This is a genomic window from Duganella sp. CT11-25 (genome assembly GCF_047302815.1).
Classification (GTDB): domain Bacteria; phylum Pseudomonadota; class Gammaproteobacteria; order Burkholderiales; family Burkholderiaceae_D; genus Rugamonas.
In genome coordinates this window covers 5,899,070-5,917,291 of record NZ_JBKBFD010000001.1, presented here as the reverse complement: position 1 = coordinate 5,917,291, position 18,222 = coordinate 5,899,070, and the positions used below count along the sequence as shown (strand labels likewise).

Annotated in this window: 13 protein-coding genes; all 13 read right to left on the bottom strand. The window is 63.4% G+C overall.

What is annotated here, in order from left to right:
• Nucleotides 1-218 precede the first annotated feature (218 nt).
• The 13 genes from truB to ACEN9F_RS25425 all read right to left on the bottom strand — a co-directional run bounded on the left by truB (nucleotide 219) and on the right by ACEN9F_RS25425 (nucleotide 17,921).
• On the bottom strand, nucleotides 219-1,142 hold the full coding sequence (gene truB / locus ACEN9F_RS25485) for a tRNA pseudouridine(55) synthase TruB (RefSeq protein ID WP_413424566.1): 924 nt from the start codon (nucleotides 1,140-1,142) through the stop codon (nucleotides 219-221).
• Nucleotides 1,143-1,160: 18 nt separating this feature from the next.
• Nucleotides 1,161-1,577: a 30S ribosome-binding factor RbfA gene (gene rbfA / locus ACEN9F_RS25480; protein ID WP_413424564.1), complete on the bottom strand. Its 417-nt coding sequence runs from the start codon at nucleotides 1,575-1,577 to the stop codon at nucleotides 1,161-1,163.
• 87 nt (nucleotides 1,578-1,664) lie between these two features.
• On the bottom strand, nucleotides 1,665-4,532 hold the full coding sequence (gene infB / locus ACEN9F_RS25475; RefSeq protein ID WP_413424562.1) for a translation initiation factor IF-2: 2,868 nt from the start codon (nucleotides 4,530-4,532) through the stop codon (nucleotides 1,665-1,667).
• 46 nt (nucleotides 4,533-4,578) lie between these two features.
• Nucleotides 4,579-6,144: a transcription termination factor NusA gene (gene nusA / locus ACEN9F_RS25470; protein WP_413424560.1), complete on the bottom strand. Its 1,566-nt coding sequence runs from the start codon at nucleotides 6,142-6,144 to the stop codon at nucleotides 4,579-4,581.
• Nucleotides 6,141-6,629 carry a ribosome maturation factor RimP gene (gene rimP, locus ACEN9F_RS25465; RefSeq protein ID WP_413424558.1) on the bottom strand — a complete coding sequence of 163 codons (489 nt, stop codon included), beginning with the start codon at nucleotides 6,627-6,629 and terminating at the stop codon, nucleotides 6,141-6,143. The genes nusA and rimP overlap by 4 nt, the downstream gene beginning before the upstream one ends.
• Nucleotides 6,630-6,875: 246 nt before the next feature.
• On the bottom strand, nucleotides 6,876-9,116 hold the full coding sequence (locus ACEN9F_RS25460) for a pseudouridine synthase (RefSeq protein WP_413424556.1): 2,241 nt from the start codon (nucleotides 9,114-9,116) through the stop codon (nucleotides 6,876-6,878).
• A complete protein-coding gene (scpB, locus tag ACEN9F_RS25455; RefSeq protein ID WP_413424555.1) occupies nucleotides 9,103-9,894 on the bottom strand; it encodes an SMC-Scp complex subunit ScpB in 792 nt (263 codons plus the stop codon). The genes ACEN9F_RS25460 and scpB overlap by 14 nt, the downstream gene beginning before the upstream one ends.
• Before the next feature lie 278 nt (nucleotides 9,895-10,172).
• Entirely contained in the window at nucleotides 10,173-11,198 is a 1,026-nt protein-coding gene (locus ACEN9F_RS25450; RefSeq protein WP_413424553.1) for a glucokinase, read from the bottom strand.
• A gap of 208 nt (nucleotides 11,199-11,406) precedes the next feature.
• Nucleotides 11,407-12,363: a VTT domain-containing protein gene (locus ACEN9F_RS25445; protein WP_413424551.1), complete on the bottom strand. Its 957-nt coding sequence runs from the start codon at nucleotides 12,361-12,363 to the stop codon at nucleotides 11,407-11,409.
• Between the two features lie 25 nt (nucleotides 12,364-12,388).
• Nucleotides 12,389-14,116 carry an ABC transporter ATP-binding protein gene (locus tag ACEN9F_RS25440; RefSeq protein WP_413427176.1) on the bottom strand — a complete coding sequence of 576 codons (1,728 nt, stop codon included), beginning with the start codon at nucleotides 14,114-14,116 and terminating at the stop codon, nucleotides 12,389-12,391.
• Nucleotides 14,116-15,186: an ABC transporter permease gene (locus tag ACEN9F_RS25435; RefSeq protein ID WP_413424549.1), complete on the bottom strand. Its 1,071-nt coding sequence runs from the start codon at nucleotides 15,184-15,186 to the stop codon at nucleotides 14,116-14,118. The genes ACEN9F_RS25440 and ACEN9F_RS25435 overlap by 1 nt, the downstream gene beginning before the upstream one ends.
• Nucleotides 15,183-16,121 carry an ABC transporter permease gene (locus tag ACEN9F_RS25430; protein WP_413424547.1) on the bottom strand — a complete coding sequence of 313 codons (939 nt, stop codon included), beginning with the start codon at nucleotides 16,119-16,121 and terminating at the stop codon, nucleotides 15,183-15,185. Before ACEN9F_RS25430 ends, ACEN9F_RS25435 begins: the two co-directional genes overlap by 4 nt.
• Nucleotides 16,122-17,921 carry an ABC transporter substrate-binding protein gene (locus tag ACEN9F_RS25425; RefSeq protein WP_413424545.1) on the bottom strand — a complete coding sequence of 600 codons (1,800 nt, stop codon included), beginning with the start codon at nucleotides 17,919-17,921 and terminating at the stop codon, nucleotides 16,122-16,124. It abuts the gene before it with no gap.
• Nucleotides 17,922-18,222 lie beyond the last annotated feature (301 nt).

The following is an 18,222-nucleotide window of genomic DNA, read 5'->3' as shown; positions in this document are numbered from 1 at the left end:
GATGGTTTTATATGCTGAAAAACTGCGGGTACGTACAAACTGTACGGGAAGCCGGCTAGTATAGCATGTTGCGTTGCAACTATCTCGCCGGTTTCCTGAATATTTTCAAAGAGTTGCTTATCCCCCATGGTGTCAGTGCCGACATTCGGACATCGGGGAACTTTTTCAACTCCAACAAGTTCCCAAATGTCCGAATGTCGGCACTGACACCGACCGGGTTATTCGGCGACGAAGGCGATCAGCCGCTCCGGCGCCAGGATGCTGTATTCGCCGAGGATGGCGGTGCCCAGCAGCTTGTCGTCCAGGTAGACGCGCACCCTGCCCTGCTCCGCCGGTACCGAGACCGGCTCCTTGCCCAGCGCCAGGCGCTGGCCGTTGAGGAAGCGCTTGGCCAGCTCGGCGTTCAGTCGCACGGCCGGGAAGCTGGCCAGCAGCGCATCGACCGGAGCGAGCAGGCTCAACGGTTCGGCGTGCGCGCCCAGCGCTTCCAGCGTGATCATGTTTTCCATCGTCAGCGGACCGACCTGGGTGCGGCGCAGCGCGTTCAGGTGGGCGCCGCAGCCGAGCGCTTCGCCGATGTCCTGGCCCAGCACGCGGATGTAGGTGCCCTTGCTGCAGGTGACCGACAGCTTGAGGAACGGCGCCTCGTACGCAACCAGCTCCAGCTTGTGGATGACGACGTTGCGCGCTTCGCGCTCCAGCGTGATGCCGGCGCGGGCGTATTCGTACAGCGGCTTGCCGTCGCGCTTCAGGGCCGAGTACATCGGCGGTACCTGGGCGATCGGGCCGCGGAATTTTTCCAGCACCGCGTGGATCTGCTCCAGCGTGACATTGACCTCGCGCGTCTCCACCACTTCGCCTTCGGTGTCGCCGGTGTCGGTGGTCTGGCCCAGGTGCACGGTGGTGTCGTAGGTCTTGTCGGATTCCAGCAAGTCCTGCGAGAACTTGGTGGCTTCACCAAAGCACAGCGGCAACAAACCGGTGGCGAACGGATCCAGCGTGCCCGTGTGGCCCGCCTTCTTGGCGTTCAGCACGCGCTTGGCCTTGATCAGTGCATCGTTGGACGAGAAGCCGACCGGCTTGTCGAGCAGCAGCACGCCGTCGACCAGGTCGCGGACTTTTTTAGGATGATTTTGCTTCATAGGTGCAGCCGCAACGGCTTATTCTTCAGCCTTGCCTTCTGCGGGCGCGTCGCCTTCGTCGTCCAGCGAACGGGTGCTGTTGGCCTGGTCGATCAGCAGCGACAACTCCATGCCGCGCGCGGTCGAGGTGTCGTGCACGAAGTGCAGCGCCGGCAGCGTGTGGATGTGCAAGCGCTTGCCCAGCTGGCCGCGCATGTAGCCGGCCGCCGCGCTCAAGCCGTCGATGGTGTTCTTGACCTGCTCCTTGCTGTCTTTCAGCATGGTGAAGAAGATCTTGGCGTGGGCGTAGTCCGGCGTGACATGGACTTCGGTGATGGTGATCATGCCGACGCGCGGGTCTTTCAACTCGTAGGCGATGATTTCGGACAGGTCGCGCTGGATCTGGTCGGCGACGCGCTGACCGCGCTGTGGAATGTTTTTGCTATGTTTTGCCATGATACGTACTGCTTTCCCTAAAACGGCAAGTGGACGGGAGCTGATGCCCCCGTCCACTTTACCAGATACTGCTCTGATCGCCTGCGATTACAGCGTACGGGCGATTTCCTGAACTTCGAACACTTCCAGGGAGTCGCCCACCTGGATGTCGTTGTAGTTCTTCAGCGACAGGCCGCACTCCAGGCCGGCGCGTACATCTTTGGCGTCGTCCTTGAAGCGTTTGAGCGAGTCGATCTCGCCGGTCCACACCACGATGTTGTTGCGCAGCAGGCGTACCGAGGACGAACGCTTGACCACGCCATCGGTGACCAGGCAACCGGCGATGGCGCCGACTTTCGAGACCAGGATGACCTGGCGAATCTCGACCTGACCGATGACGGTCTCGCGCTTCTCTGGCGCCAACATGCCCGACAACGCCGATTTGATCTCGTCGATCGCATCGTAAATGATGTTGTAGTAGCGGATGTCCACGCCGTTCGACTCGGCCAGCTTGCGCGCCTGTGCATCGGCACGGGCGTTGAAGCCGATGATGACCGCTTTCGAAGCGACCGCCAGGTTGACGTCCGATTCGGTGATGCCGCCGACCGCCGCGTGCACGATCTGTACGCGCACTTCCGAGGTCGACAGTTTCTGCAGCGACGACACCAGCGCTTCCTGCGAACCCTGCACGTCGGTCTTGATGATCAGCGGCAGGTTTTTGACTTCGCCTTCGGCCATCTGGTCGAACATGTTTTCCAGCTTCGCGGCTTGCTGCTTGGCCAGTTTGACGTCGCGGAACTTACCTTGACGGAACAGACCGATTTCGCGGGCTTTACGCTCGTCCGCCATGACCATGACTTCTTCGCCGGCTTGCGGCACTTCGGTCAGGCCCTGGATTTCGACCGGGATCGATGGACCGGCTTCGTTGATCGGCTTGCCGTTCTCGTCCAGCATCGCGCGCACGCGGCCGAAGGAGGAGCCCGCCAAGATCACGTCGCCGCGCTTCAGCGTACCGGACTGCACCAGGATCGTCGCGACCGGGCCCTTGCCCTTGTCCAGACGGCCCTCGACCACCAGGCCACGGGCCGGCGAATCGATCGGCGCCTTCAGTTCCAGCACCTCGGCCTGCAGCAGCACTTGCTCCAGCAGCGCGTCGATGCCTTCGCCGGTCTTGGCCGATACCGGCACGAATGGCGATTCGCCACCGTATTCTTCCGGCACCACTTGTTCCGCAACCAGTTCCTGCGTCACACGGTCGACGTTGCCGCCCGGTTTGTCGATCTTGTTGATCGCCACCACCAGAGGCACGCCGGCCGCTTTCGCGTGGGCGATCGCTTCCTTCGTTTGCGGCATCACGCCATCGTCCGCCGCCACCACCAGGATGACGATGTCGGTCGCTTTCGCACCGCGGGCACGCATCGCCGTAAAGGCTTCGTGACCCGGCGTATCCAGGAAGGTGATGGTGCCGCGTGGCGTATCCACGTGGTAGGCGCCGATGTGCTGGGTAATGCCGCCGGCTTCGCCCGACGCCACTTTGGCGCGGCGGATGTAATCCAGCAGCGAGGTTTTACCGTGGTCGACGTGACCCATGACGGTCACCACCGGTGCGCGCGCCACGGCTTCGAAGTGAGCGTGCTCACCCTGGTCCGCCAGCAGCGCTTCCGGATCGTCCATCTCGGCGGCGAAGGCCTTGTGGCCCATTTCCTCGACCAGAATCATGGCCGTTTCCTGGTCCAGCACCTGGTTGATGGTGCACATCTGGCCCAGTTTCATCAATTGCTTGATGACTTCGGAAGCCTTGACGGACATCTTGTGCGCCAGCTCGGCCACGGTGATGGTTTCCGGCACGTAGACGTCTTTGACGACGGCTTCGGTCGGCGCCTGGAAATTGGTTTCGCGGTCATCCGAGTGCGAGCCACGACGGCCGCCACCCTTGCCGCCGCTACGCCAGCCGTCACGGCCACCGGTCGAACCGGTGTTGCCGCGGCCTTTGTTGGCTGCGCCAGGTGCGCCGCGTTTCTTGGCGTCGTCCTGCCAGGTCGACGAGACATTGGCCGACTTGATCGATTTCTTGTCCGCGGTGACCGGCTTCTTGTCGCCCGGCTTGTCGCCTGGCTTGGCGACGGCGCCGGTGGCTGGCTTGTGCAGCGTGCCTTCGGCAACCTTGGCCTTGACCGGCGCAGGCGCCGGCTCAGGGGCTTTGATGGCGCGGCGCGGCGCGTTCATCATGGCCTTGATCTGGGCCACTTCGTCGGCGACAGCCTTGCGTGCCAGCTCGGTGGCGGCCGCTTTTTCGGCGGCTTCCTTGGCGGCGACAGCCGCTTTCTTCTTGGCTTCCTCGGCGGCGGCTTTTTTCTTTTCCTCGGCGGCCGAGTCGGCGACCGGGGCGGTGCCGGCAGCGACAGCGGTCGCGGCGGCGGCGGCCTTGACGGCGGCCTTCTTGGCTTCGGCGTCGGCTTCCTTCTTGGCTTCGGCTTCGGCGGCGGCGGTGGCTTTGGCCTGCGCTTCCTTCTCCGATTCCAGCTTGGCCAGGCGTTCCTGCTTCTCGCGCAGTTCCGCTTCCTGACGTGCGATCAGTTCTGCTTGCTTACGGGCTTCCTCTTCGCGGCGAGCGACTTCAGCCGGATCGACCACCGGGGCGGCAGGCGCCGCCGGCGCGGTCGCGACCGGCTCGTCGCGCTGGACGAAGGTACGCACCTTCTTCACAGCGACCTGAATCGTGCGGGCCTTGCCATTGGCGTCGGCCTGCTTGATTTCAGTGGTTTCTTTGCGCGTCAGCGTGATCTTCTTCTTTTCAGTATCAGCCGATGCGCCGTGGGTACGGCGCAGGTGATCCAGCAGCTTATCCTTATCATCTTTCGACAATGGATCTGACGTCGAACTTTTCTCGACGCCGGCAGAACGCAGCTGCGTCAGCAGCAAATCTGCAGGCATCTTCAGTTCGGTGGCAAATTGGGCTACGTTGTTACTCGCCATTCAGTCCTCTTTTCTATGTGTCGCGGAGATGATAAAGATACTCAAATTAAGCCTTTGCGGATTCGGCAAGACTCCATGCCTTGGCTTGCAAGCCTTTGGCACGATCGTCGTACTTTGAGTCAACCAACTTCATCTCTTCGTCGGTCACATCGTCAAATTCACTCTTAATCAGTTCTCGTGCACGGTCGGCGGACAGGGCCAGGATGGCGCCAAATTCGTCGTAGGCCAGTGCAGCAAATGCTTCTACAGTCTTGATACCAGCCAGGCCCAGCTTGCCGGCGGTGACACGGTCCATGCCTTCCAGACCGACCAGCGCCTCATCCATGCCTTCCAGGCCTTCTTCCGAAGCGATCGCTTCGGTGACCAGGGCGTCACGGGCGCGGGTGCGCAGTTCGTTGACGGTATCTTCGTCGAACGATTCGATTTCCAGCATTTCGGAGATCGGCACGTAAGCGATTTCTTCCAGGCTGGCAAAGCCCTCTTCCACCAGGATGTCGGCGACTTCCTGGTCGACGTCCAGTTTTTCCATGAACAGTGCGCGCACCGCCGCGGTTTCCTGGGCTGCCTTGTCGGCCGATTCCTCGGCCGTCATGATGTTGATCTTCCAGCCGGTCAGGTCGGAAGCCAGGCGCACGTTCTGGCCGGAGCGGCCGATGGCGATCGCCAGGTTTTCCTCGTCGACCACGACGTCCATCGCGTGCTTCTCTTCGTCGACCATGATCGACGACACGTTGGCCGGGGCCAGCGCGCCGATGACGAATTGCGCCGGGTCTTCGGACCACAGCACGATGTCGACGCGTTCGCCGCCCAGCTCGCCGGTCACGGCCTGCACGCGCGAACCGCGCATGCCGACGCAGGTGCCGATCGGGTCGATGCGCTTGTCGGCCGTGTAGACGGCGATCTTGGCGCGGACGCCGGCGTCGCGCGCCGCCGATTTGATTTCCAGCATGCCTTGCTCGATTTCCGGCACTTCCAGTTCGAACAGCTTCATGATGAAGTCCGGCGCGGTACGCGACAGGATCACTTGCGGGCCGCGCATATTGCGGTCGATGCGCAGGATGAAGGCGCGGACGCGGTCGCCGATACGCAGGTTCTCTTTCGGGATCATCTGGTCGCGCGGCAGGCGGGCTTCGATCTTGCCGGATTCGACGATCGCATCGCCGCGTTCCATGCGCTTGATGGTGCCGGTCACGAGGGCGTCGCCGCGTTCCAGGAAGTCCACCAGGATCTGTTCACGCTCGGCGTCGCGCACGCGCTGCAGGACCACCTGTTTGGTGTCTTGCGCGAAGCGGCGGCCGAATTCGACGGATTCGATAGGCTCTTCGATGTGGTCGTCCACTTCGATGTCGGCGATCTGCTCTTTGGCTTCGAAGTGCAGGATTTCCTGGTCCGGCAGTTGCAGGCCAGCCTCGTCGGGCACGACGTGCCAGCGGCGGAAGGATTCGAATTCACCCGACTCGCGGTCGATCGAAACGCGAATATCGACTTCACCTTCATAGCGTTTCTTCGTGGCTTGCGCCAACGCGAATTCAAGCGCGCCGAATACGACATCTTTATCGACGTTTTTCTCACGCGCCAGCGCGTCTACCAATAACAAAACTTCGCGACTCATGCTTTGCGTCCCTTAAAAACCACCTGCGGCACCAAGCGTGCCTTATCCATATCGGCGAGCGTAAACTCCAACAGCGCCGGACCATCATTGCTTTCAAATTCCAACGACAAATTCTCGCCCTGGGGTTCCTGCAAAATCCCCTGGAACGATTTCCGGTTGTTCGTACCCGGCATGGCGGTGCGCAGTTTGACGATAGCCTCGCTACCGGCAAAACGCACGAAATCTTCCAGCTTGCGCACGGGGCGATCCAGCCCTGGCGACGAAATCTCGAGACGCTCGTAGTTCACGTTCTCGACCGTCAGCACGTGCGACAACTGGTGGCTGACCGTAGCGCAATCCTCTACGGTGATCGGGCCTTTTTCTTCCGCGTCGGCTGCGCTGAAATCGATAAACACGCGCAGCAGTCCGCGCTCGGCCCGTTCGACATCAACCAGCTCATAGCCCAGACCGGCGACGGTCTTTTCAATTAAATCCGGCAGCTGCAAGAAATTCTCCAATTCAAGGCCTGTTTCTATTCTAGAAAAACAGACCACTCAAAACGGTTCAACAAAAAAAAAATGGGCATCTGCCCATCTTCTTGTAATACCAGCCAGATGAAAGCGTCCTGAAGGGAATACCCTCGGAAGAACTTTTACTAGGCTGGTTATTATAACCTTATATGAACTTCGCTGCAATCGACATACCACGAAAAGCAGCGTAACAACAGTTCAAATGAAGCGACAAGAGGCGATTTAACCCTTGCGGCGGCGCGGCATGCCATGATCGATGGCGCCACCGCGCGGCGGCTGGTTGCGGCGCGGCGCACCGGCGTTGCCGAAACCGAAAGTCGTTTGCAGCGGATCCGGCTGGCGCGGACCGCGGCTCGGGCCCTTGGCCTGCTGGCCCTGGCCACCACCCTGGCCGCCCTGGCCTTGGCCGCCTTGCGGACGACCCTGCCCTTGCGGACGGCCGCCCTGGCCCTGCGGACGCGCCGGGCCTTCGCCCAGCGGACGCCCGCCGGCATAGCCGCCGATACCGGTAGGACGGCCGCCTGGACGGCCGGAACCCTGGGCTGCGCCGCCAGGACGGCCCTTGCCGCCGGCGCCGGCGCCTGGACGACCTTGTCCGCCGCCGTTACCACCCGGACGCCCCTGCCCACCGCCAAAACCACCCTGGCCGCGGCCATTGCCGCGTGGCGACTTGGCGAACGGCATGGCGTTGTCATTGCTGACATCGGCGCGGTTGAAGTTCGGCTCGTCGCTGTCGTCTTCGTCATCGTCGTCGAAATCGCGCTCGTCGCGGCGCTCGTTGCCGCGCTCGGCCTGCTGGCCGCGCTGCGGACGCTTTTCCGGGCCCTTGTTCTGGGCCGGCTTGGCCGCTTGCGGCGCCGGCTTGCCGCCACGCGCAGGCGCAGCGCCATCGGCGCCGCCTTTTTTCTCGACACCGTAGGCGGCCATCAGGTCGCGCACGGTGTTTTCTTCCATCTCTTCCCAGCGGCCGCGCTTCAGGCTGCTCGGCAGGGTCATGGCGCCATAGCGGGTACGGATCAGGCGCGACACGGTCAGGCCGATCGCTTCGAACATGCGGCGCACTTCGCGGTTACGGCCTTCGCCGATGATCACGCGATACCACTTGTTGATGCCTTCGCCGCCGCCGTCGGCGATCTTGGAGAACTGCGCCAGGCCGTCTTCCAGCTCGACGCCGGCCAGCAGCTTCTGGCGCATGCCTTCTTCCAGCACGCCCAGCGTGCGTACCGCGTATTCGCGGTCGATGCTGTAGCGCGGGTGCATCAGGCGGTTGGCCAGGTCACCGGAGGTGGTGAACAGCAGCAGGCCTTCGGTGTTGAAGTCGAGGCGGCCGATGGCCAGCCATTTGCCGGCCTTCATGGTCGGCAGGCGGTCGAACACCGATGGACGGCCATCCGGGTCGTCGTGGCTGACGATCTCGCCGGCCGGCTTGTGGTACACCAGCACGCGCGGCGGCTTCTTGCTCACGCGGCGCTGGATCAGCTTGCCGTTGATGCGGACCGCATCGGTCGGCAGGATGCGCTGGCCGATGTGGGCCGGCTCGCCATTGACCGACACGCGGCCGGCAACGATCAAGTCTTCCATGTCGCGGCGCGAACCGAGACCGGCTTCGGCCAGCACCTTGTGCAGCTTGGGCGCGTCGTCGTCCGAGGTCAGGTCGCGGCGCACGGCTTTCGGCGCGTGACGGCCCTTGCCGCCTTCTTCGCTGTCGAACGCGTCCGAAGTGACGAAGGAGAATGCCGCGTCGGCATCGTTCAGCTTGGCGCCGTTGGCGTTCTGGCCACCCTGGCCGTTGCGCGGCTTGCCGTTCTTGCCCTTGCCGTTCTTACCGTTGCGCTGCTGGCCGTCGGCGCGCGGACCGCGCTCGTGGCGTGGCTTGCCGTCTTTCGGCCAGGCGCCCTCTTCGGCTGGAGCGGCTTCGCCTTCGGCGGCCACCACAGGTTCCGGACGCGGCTTCAATGCTTCGCGCGCGGCGCGGATTTCACGCATCTGGCGTGGACCGCGCGGACCGCGTGGGCCACGCTCGCCGGCTTCGGCCTGAACCGGAGCGGCTGGCGCCGCATCGGCTGCTTGTGCAACGGCCTGCGCGGCTGGCGCGCCGACCGCGTCGGTGGCAGGTGCGGGTGCGGCTTTCCTGGCGCGCGGCGCCTTGACGACGGCGTCGGCCGGCGCGGCCGGGGCGGCATCGGCAGCGGCTTCCACGGTCTTGGCGGCCGGCTTGGCGCGCGTTTTTTTCACCGGGGCAGGAGCATCGCCGGCATCGGCGGCGACGGCGCCCGGCGCTTGCGCCTTGCCGTCGGCTTCAGCCTTGGGCTTGCGCTTGGCCTTGGCGGCAGGCGCATCGCCGGCGGCCGCGGCAACGGCCGCATCGGCTTCGATCTGGGCTTTGGTGCGGCGTTTAGGCTTGGCGGCGACTTCGGCCGGCACTGCGTCGTTGACTGTCTCTGGGGTATTAGGATTGTTCATTGTTCATTTCTTGGTTGTGCTCAGCGTCAACCGTTAAATCTGGCGCAGGGTCGTGAGTAGTAAGTGCTTCTTGGCCGGCTTCCGGGCTAGTCGTGGCTTCTTGTGCTTCGGCCACTGGCAACTCGCTATCCGTACCATCTTGTTGTTGCTCGGCGCTGCTCAGCGCCGCTTTATCAAAGTTTTCCTGCAAGGCCGCTTCCAGCGCTTCCATGTCCGGACCGCCGCCCTGCATATCGCTGATTTGCTGCAACGGCGGCAGCTGGGACAGCGAATTCAAGCCCAAATCATCCAAAAACTGCTTGGTGGTGCCCAGCAAAGCCGGGCGGCCGACGACGTCGCGGTAACCGATGGCGTCTACCCAGCCGCGGTCTTCCAGCATCTTGATCGTCTGCGAATTGACGGCTACGCCGCGTATCTCTTCGATATCGCCCCGCGTCACCGGCTGACGGTAGGCAATGATCGCCAGCGTTTCCAGCGTCGCCCGCGAATACTTGGGGGGCTTCTCCGGGCTCATCCGGTCGAGATACAACTTCATCTCGGGACGGCTCTGGAAGCGCCAGCCGGTCGACAGGCTGATCACCTCCACGCCCTTGCCGCTCCAGTCCAGCCTTAATTCTTCCAGCAGTTCCTTGATCGTATCGGAACCCACTCCGGGGCCGCGCGGCCGGTCTTGATCGTCCAGTTCGACAAACAGCTTTTTCAGGCTGTGTATCGACAAGGGCTCACGAGCGCATAGCAAGGCGGTTTCGAGGACTCTTTTAGCCTCAGCTGTATCCATAGCAATCTTGTGGTTGCATTTTCATGCAAGAAAGAAATCAATCACATTCAGTGAGGCACGGCCGGCACCAATGATGCCGCCTGCTAGAGTACTCGCTGAAGCTGCTTTTCCGAGCCAGGGCGCACCTGGCGGGAGAGAGGGACATGCCGGCAGCAGCCGAAGCCGCTGCTTTCTACGTGAAACGTGGGCAGGAAGCCAGACGTTTCATCCAACCAGCCGAATTGTACCTGATAAAAAGGTAAAACGCGCATTTCGAGGTCATCGAAATGTAACTAGGCTTACGCCGAGGCAAGTCTCTCGGACAAGATTGCCGATACACCAACAAATGCCGGGTATTCGGCGGTGATCACCCAGGTCGGCACGGCGGCCAGGTATTTGTTGAAGCGGCCCTTGGACTCGAAGCGGGCGCGGAAGCCGGAGCGGTCGAAACGCGCGCCCAGTTTCGGCACGATGCCGCCGCCGATATAAATGCCACCCTGCGCGCCCAGCGTGATGGCGATATTCGCGGCGATGGTGCCCAGCATGCAGCAGAACGCCTCGATGGCTTCGTCGCACAGCGTGCATTCGCCGGCCAGCGCGCGGCGCGAGATGTCGGCGGCGCTCAGCTGCTCGGCCGGCATGTCGGTATAGTCGGCCAGTGCGCGGTAAATCAGTTCGATGCCGGCGCCGGACAGCAGGCGCTCGGCGGAGACATGCTCGAATTCTTTCCATGCGAATTGCAGGATCGCGACTTCGGTCGGGGTGGCCGGCGAGAAGGTCACGTGGCCGCCCTCGCTCAGCAGCGCGGTCCAGCCGTCCTTGCCCGGAATCAGGCCGGAGACGCCGAGGCCGGTGCCGGCGCCGATCAGGCCCAGCGGGGTGCCGGGCACGCCGACGCCGCCGCCCACCTGGTGTTTTTGCGTTGCCGACAGCTGCGGCAGCGAGCTGGCCAGCGCGGTGAAGTCGTTGACCACCACCAGGGTGTCGAAGTTGACTTCGCGGCGCAGCGCCTCGATCGAGAATTCCCAGTGGTGGTTGGTCATGCGCACCATGTCGCCGGTGACCGGGTTGGCGATCGCAATCGCGCCATTCCGGATGCCGGTGACGCCGGCCTGGGCAACGGCCGGCGACGCCAGATACGCGACCAAGGCGGCGGCCAGGGTCGGATATGCGGCGCACGCCAGTACTTCGATCGCCTCAATCTGGCCCGGAGCAGTTTCCAGCGCGAAACGCGCGTTGGTACCGCCGATGTCCGCCAGCAGACGCGGGCCACCAGGGAAAACGGTGGTCAGGGAGGGAGGCGTTTGAAGGGACTGAGCTGTCATGATAGATCGAAAATAGTTGAGGCCTAAGCTTAAGGTATTTTCACTATGAGAGGCAAGCGAAGTTTGTAGTTTTAGTACACTTGATTCCGGTTTGCCACACAAAACTACATTGCGGGATATTTTTTACGTAGTATGACTACCGGTCACTTTTATGGAATCGGTTCCACAAAGAACCTCGAAAAACCGCCCTGTGAGGGGCGGTTCGGGCTTACGCGGACGCGGTGCTGTCGTGGGTAACCGCTTCGCGCGCGCCGAAAGCGGCATTCCAGGCGTCGAGTCCGCCGTGCAGCGGCTTGGCGCTCTTATAGCCGTGGCTGATCAACTGCTTGGCCACATGGGCGGCGGTGACGTCGTTGGGGCAGCTGCAATACACGATGATGTGGCGGCCCTTGTCCAGCGCGGCGATGATCTCGGGCACCGTTTCGCCGCCGTTGAACAGCAGCGCGCCCGGAATCGCCGGCTCCAGCATCTGCGCCGTCACGCTGCGCGCGTCGACCAGCACCGGCTCCTTGCCCTGCTCCAGCAACTGTTTCAGGTCGTCGATGGTGATGCGCTCGATTTCCACCGACTGGCGGAAACGCTTGCGCTCCACATATTTAAACGCCACGAACAGCACCAGCAGCACGCCCAGCACGATCAGCGCGGTGGTACCCATGGTGCCGAGGATCTCCAGCACCTGGTCGACGCTGGTGTGGAAGAAGGCGCCGATGGCGATGCCGGTACCGCTCCACAGCAAGCCGCCCAGCACGCTGAAACCGAGGAAGGTCGAGGTGCGCGTGCCCATCGCGCCGGCCAGCGGCGGCGCGATGGTGTTGAAACCAGGAATGAATTTGGCGACGATCAGCGCCTTCGGGCCCCAGCGGTTGAAATTGTCTTCGGTCTGGCTGACGCAATAATCCGGCGACAGCGAGATCTTGCACAGCAGCTTGAGGATGCGCTTGCCGTAGTGGCGCCCGGCGCGGAACCAGAAACCGTCGCTGATCAGGCAGGCGAGCACGCTCACCGCCAGCACGGCCGGCCAGCTGGTGTCGCCGTCGACCGACAAGGCGCCGGCGACGATCAGGATCGGGAAGGCAGGAATGGGCAAGCCGATCTGCTCGACCAGCACGATCGCAAACACGATCAGCACGCCATATTCTTGCAACAGGAGGATTAAGTTCGCCATATAGATATCTTATCTTAAAAACCGCTTAACCGTGCCGCGGTATTGCCGCCAACAGCGCCCGCGTGTAGGCGTGCTGCGGGTTGCGGTACAACTGGTCGGAATCGGCCATTTCCACCACGGCGCCCTGGTGCATCACCATCACCTGGTCGGCGATGTATTTCACCACCGACAAATCGTGCGAGATGAAGATGTATGACAGGCCGAACTCGTCCTGTAAATCCTGCAAAAGGTTGAGTACCTGCGCCTGCACCGACACGTCCAGCGCAGAGACGGACTCGTCGCAGACCAGGATTTCCGGCTTCATCGTCAGGCAGCGGGCGATGGCGATGCGCTGCCGCTGGCCGCCCGAGAATTCATGCGGATAGCGCTGGAAGGCAGATGCGGGCAAGCCGACTTTTTCCAAGAGTAAATATGCGGCGGCGGTGCGCTCGCGGTCGTCGGCGCCGATGCGGTGGATGCGCATCGGCTCCAGCAGGATGTCGCCGACGGTGAAGCGCGGGTTCAGCGAGGCGTAGGGATTCTGGAAGATGATCTGGATGCGGTGCTTGTAGGCCTGGAATTCGCGCGCGCTCATGCCGATCAGGTCGCGCCCCTCGAACATGGCGGTGCCGCCGCTGGCCTGGTGCAGCCGCAGCAGCGTCAGGCCGACCGTGGTCTTGCCGGAGCCGGACTCGCCCACCACGCCCAGCGTCTTGCCACGCGCCAGCGTGAACGAGACATCCTTGACGGCCTTGAACTCGCGCTTGCCGAACCAGCCTTCGCGCACATGGAAGCTCTTGCTCAGCTTGTTCACCACCAGCACCGGCTGGTCGTCGGGGCTGCTGCCGCGCTGACGCTCCAGCGGATGCAAGGGCGTCACGCCCTGCCCTTCGGCGATGTCGCCGCCGGCGTGGCGGTGCGCGTCCGGCGCGGCCATGTAGTCGGCGATCACCGGCAGGCGCCAGGGGCGCGCGTCCAGCGTCGGCCGGCAGTGCAGCAGCGCCTTGGTGTAGCTGTCGGCCGGCTGGCCGAAGACTTGCGCCGCCGTGCCCGCCTCGCGCACTTCGCCGTGGCGCATGACGATCACATGGTCGGCGATCTCGGCCACCAGTCCCAGGTCGTGGGTGATGAACAGCACGGCCATCGCGTGCCGCTTCTGCAGGCGCGCGATCAGTTCCATGATCTGCTTCTGGATCGTCACGTCCAGCGCGGTGGTCGGCTCGTCGGCGATCAGCAGCTTGGGTTCGCAGGCGATCGCCATCGCGATCATCACGCGCTGCTGCTGGCCGCCCGACATCTGGCTCGGGTAGGCGTCGATCTTAGTGGCCGGATCGGGAATGCCGACCTCCTCCAGCAGCTCCAGCGTGCGGCGGCGCGCCTGCGCCGCGCTCATCCTCATATGCAGCCGCAGCACCTCGGCGATCTGCGCGCCCACCGTGAAGACCGGATTGAGCGACGACATCGGCTCCTGGAAAATCATCGCCACGTCCTTGCCGCACATGGCGCGCCGCTCGGCGGCCGACATCGTCAGCAGCTCGCGGCCGTCGAAGCGGATGCTGCTGGCCGGATCGATGACCGTGCTGTCCGGCGGCAGCAGGCCCATCACCGCCAGCGAGCTGACCGACTTGCCGCTGCCCGATTCGCCCACCAGCGCCACCGTGGCGTTGCGCGGCACGCCGAAGGAAATGCCCTTGACGGCTTCGGCCGTGGTCTTGCGGTCGAGCCGGAAGGCGATGCGCAGGTCGCTGACTTCCAGCAGATTATCTTGGGTCATCATTTCACCTTCGGATCGAGTGCGTCGCGCAGCGCGTCGGTGAACAGCGAGAACGCCGTCACCAGCAGCGCCATGGCGATGGCGGCGGCGGTCAGCTGCCACCAGCGGCCGAGTATCAATTCGTTCTGCGCTTCGTTGAGCATGCTGCCCCACGAAACCACGCCGACCGGCACGCCGAAGCCGAGGAAGCTGAGGATCACCTCGGCCTTGATGAAGCCCACCACCAGGATGGACATCTGCACCAGCGCGACGTGGCTGACGTTGGGGAAGATGTGCGAGAACATGCGGCGCCAGTGCGAGGCGCCGATGGCGTCGGCGGCCAGCACGTATTCGCGCGCCTTGTGCTTGATGTATTCGGCGCGGATCAGGCGGTAGGGGCCGGTCCAGCCGGTCAGGCCGAGGATCAGCACGATGGTCAGCACGCCCTTCTGCTGCAGCACGGCGGCCACGGTCAAGATCATCAGCACCGACGGAACCGCCGTGAAGATGCTGTAGAACCAGTTGAAGAAGTCGTCCACCACGCCGCCGCAATAGCCGGACAGCGCGCCGAACAAGGTGCCCAGGCCCACCGCCAGCAAGGCCGCCACCAGTCCGACCACGATGGAGGTTTCGCCGCCCTTGATGGTTTTCTTGATGATGTCGTGGCCCCACTTGTCGGCGCCGAAGGGCAAGGTGGCGCGCCGGCTGGCGCCCGCCGCCGCTGCGCCCGAAGCGCCCAGCTGCGCCAGGTCCTCGGCCAGCGGGTCGGCCACGCCGTACATCTCGGTCGCCGGCGCCCGCAGCGCGCGGATATCGTCGGCCAGCGGATCGAAGGGGTTGTCGGGCAAGGGCTGTGCCTGGGCGGGAACGGCAGGCTGCACGGCGGCGCCCGGCGCAGCGCCGACAAAGCTTGGCGGCGCATAGCTGACGCCGACCTCGCCCTCCCAATCGGCGACGATCAGGCCGGTCGCCGACAGCACCAGCATCAGCAGGAACGCCGCCACCACCGCCAGCGACGCCATCGCCACGCGGTCGGCGCGCAAACGGCGCCAGGCCAGCCACCACAAGCCGACGGAAACAGGCGCCGTCATTTGAGCTGCACCCGTGGATCGACCGCCTGGTACATCAAGTCGGTCAGCAGGTTGAACAGCATGGTCGCCGCCGCCACGTACACGGTAATCGCTTTAATCACTGGAAAATCGCTCCGTTCCACCGCCAGTATCACTTCACGCCCGATGCCCGGAATGCCGAAGAAGCGCTCCAGCAGGAACGCGCCGATCAGCAGCGCCGGCAGGTTGGACATCACATAGGTAATGATGGGGATCGCCGCATTGCGCAGCACGTGCACCCACATCACGCGCCGCTCGCCCAGGCCCTTGGCGCGCGCGGTGCGCACATAGTCCTGCCCGGCCTCGTCCAGCACGAAGCTGCGGAACAACCGCAAGGTCGGCGCGATCGACACCGCCAGCCCGATCACGATCGGCAAGGTCGAGTAGCGCAGCAGGTTTTCCCAAAAACGCTCGCCCCAGCCCTGCACCGGGAACCAGCCCAGCTTGTATGCCAGGCCGTACTGGAACACGATGATGTAGACCAGGATGCTGACCGACATGCCGACCGTGCAGGCGATCATCACCACGCGGTCGGTCAGCGAGCCGCGCACGAAGGCGACGGCCAGCGCCAGCGCGATGCCGATCACCGTCTCCAGCACGGTCAGCGGGATCAGCACCGTCAGCGATGGCCCCAGCCGCGTGGCGATGATGTTGGACACCGGCTCGCCGGTCGCCCAGCTCAGGCCGAAATCGAAGGTGGCGATCTGCTTGATGAAGATCCATAGCTGCACGTAATAAGGCTGGTCCACGCCCAGCTGGTGGCGGATGTTGGCGATGCTCTCGGCATTGGCCATCTTGCCGGCCAGGATGTAGGCGGGATCGCCGCCGACCCAGTTAAACAACACAAACACCAGCAGCACCACGCCCAGCATGGTCGGCAGCATTTGCCACAAGCGGCGCACAATGTATGCAAACATTTATTTCTGATCCTTGCGATCGGTGTCGCGCTCGATGTCGATATATTTCCATTCCTGATGCAGGGTGGGATGCTTTTTATACCCGAGTACGCCCGGTTGCGCCAGCATATTGCGATAGCGCGAGTAGGCCGGCATCGACCCGCCCAGCACCTCGATCCGGCGCGCCATCTTGCGGTACAGCGCGTCGCGCTCCGGACCCGGCGGCATGCGGTGGCTGGCCTCGAACCACTGGTCGAATTGCGGATCCCGGAAGCAGCCGTTGTTGTTCTGGCCGATGTTGCCGCCGTAGAACAGCTGCATGAAGTTGTCGCCGTCCGGATAGTCGGCCAGCCACTGGTAGGTGCGCGCCTGGATCTTGCACAGCGTCTCGGCTTTCTGGATATCGCTGAAGATCATGCGCTGGTTGTCCATGCGGATGCCGAGCCGGTGATAGGTCTTGCGCCACAGCTCGGCCATCAGCACCCCGGCCGCTTCGTTGCGCGAGGTGTAGGTGATCACCAGCGGTTTGCCGTCCGGCAGCCTGCGCCAGCCGTCGGCGCCTTTCTTGTAGCCGTAACGGTCCAGCAGCTTGTTGGCCAGCACCGGATCGTAGCGCAGCAGGGGCTGGTAATTGGGATCATGCCCGACCACGCCCGACGGAATCGGGAAATGCAGGCGCTGCGCTTCGCCGTTCAGCACCAGGCGGATTTCCTCGTCGACGTCGTGCGCCATCGCGATGGCCCGGCGCAGCGCGATCTTCTCCTTGCTGAAGCCGCCCAGCAGCGGATCCTGCATATTCCAGTAGTAATAGCTCAGCTCGGGATCGACGCTGCGCGACAGCTGCACGCCGCGCGCCGCCAGCTCGGGCCGCAGCCTGCCGTCCACCAGCGCCTTGGGCGCCAGCGGCCCGTCCAGCCAGAACACGTCGGCCTCGCCGCTGGTGAAGGACAGCCAGCGCGACTGGTCCTCCAGCTGCACGCTGATCTCGATGCGGCCGATCTGCGGTATCTTCTTGCCCTTCATCTGGCGGACGATGCGCTCGTCGCCTTCGGTGCTGGGCTGGAAATCCCACACTTCGCCGCGGTGGCCGCTATTCTCCTCCAGCACGATGCGGCTGCCGCGTATCCACTGCCCCAGTTTGTAGACGCCGGTGCCGACCGGATGCCCGGCCACCTCGCCCTTGCTGTCACCGTATTTCTCCACCACTTCGCGCGCCACCGCCGCCAGCGGCTCGTAGGCCAGGATCATGCCCAGGTTGAAATCGGTATGCGTCAGGTGGATGCGCAGCGTGTACGGATCGACCTGCTCCAGGCCGGCCACCGGCTGGTCGTAGTCGAAGCGGCCGGTGTTTTTGGCCCGCTCCGCCAGCGCGTCGAGGCCGACGACCTTGCCCTCCAACAGCCAGGTGTTCGGCGACGCCAGTTTGGGGTCGAACAGCCGCTTCCACGAATAGACGTAATCGGCCACGGTCAGCTCGCGCGGCTTGCCGCCGAAGGCTGGATCGGGCGTGAACAGGATGCCCGGCTTCAGGCGGATCAGATAGCGCTTGCCGTCGGCCGACACCTCCGGCAGCGCCGCCGCCGTCCCGGGGGCCAGCTTGACCGGGCGCGCCAGGTAGTCGTAGGTGTACAGCGTTTCGAAGATCGCTTCGGTGATGTGGCCGGTATACAAGTCCCGCCCCAGCGCCGGATCGAAACTGGCCTCGGCGGCCGGCAGGATATAGCGCAACGTTTTGACCGCCTCCGCCGCCGGCGCGATCGCCGTCCAGCCTGCGGCAACCGTCGCGATGGTCACCGCGGCGGCCCATTTAAAGCCCTGCATAACACGTCCTCAAGCCGCAAAAGTGGCTTAACAATACAGCACTTTTTCCACGGCAGGAATGGCAATTCCACCCGCCCCGTTTCGGTGCGCTCGGCCGTGTCCAGCACTTTTTATGCGGCGACGCACAAAACGATTCGTTCATAAATATTACCGAGCGGGGCTGCACACCGCATAGCGTCGATGCCGGCGGCAAACTTAAATTCTGAATAATTCGTGCATTGCAGCATTTGATTGCTTAAAGCAATGTAAATTTTACACAAATCGTTGTTTTTACACGTCACAAATTTCAGTTTTGTTTGAC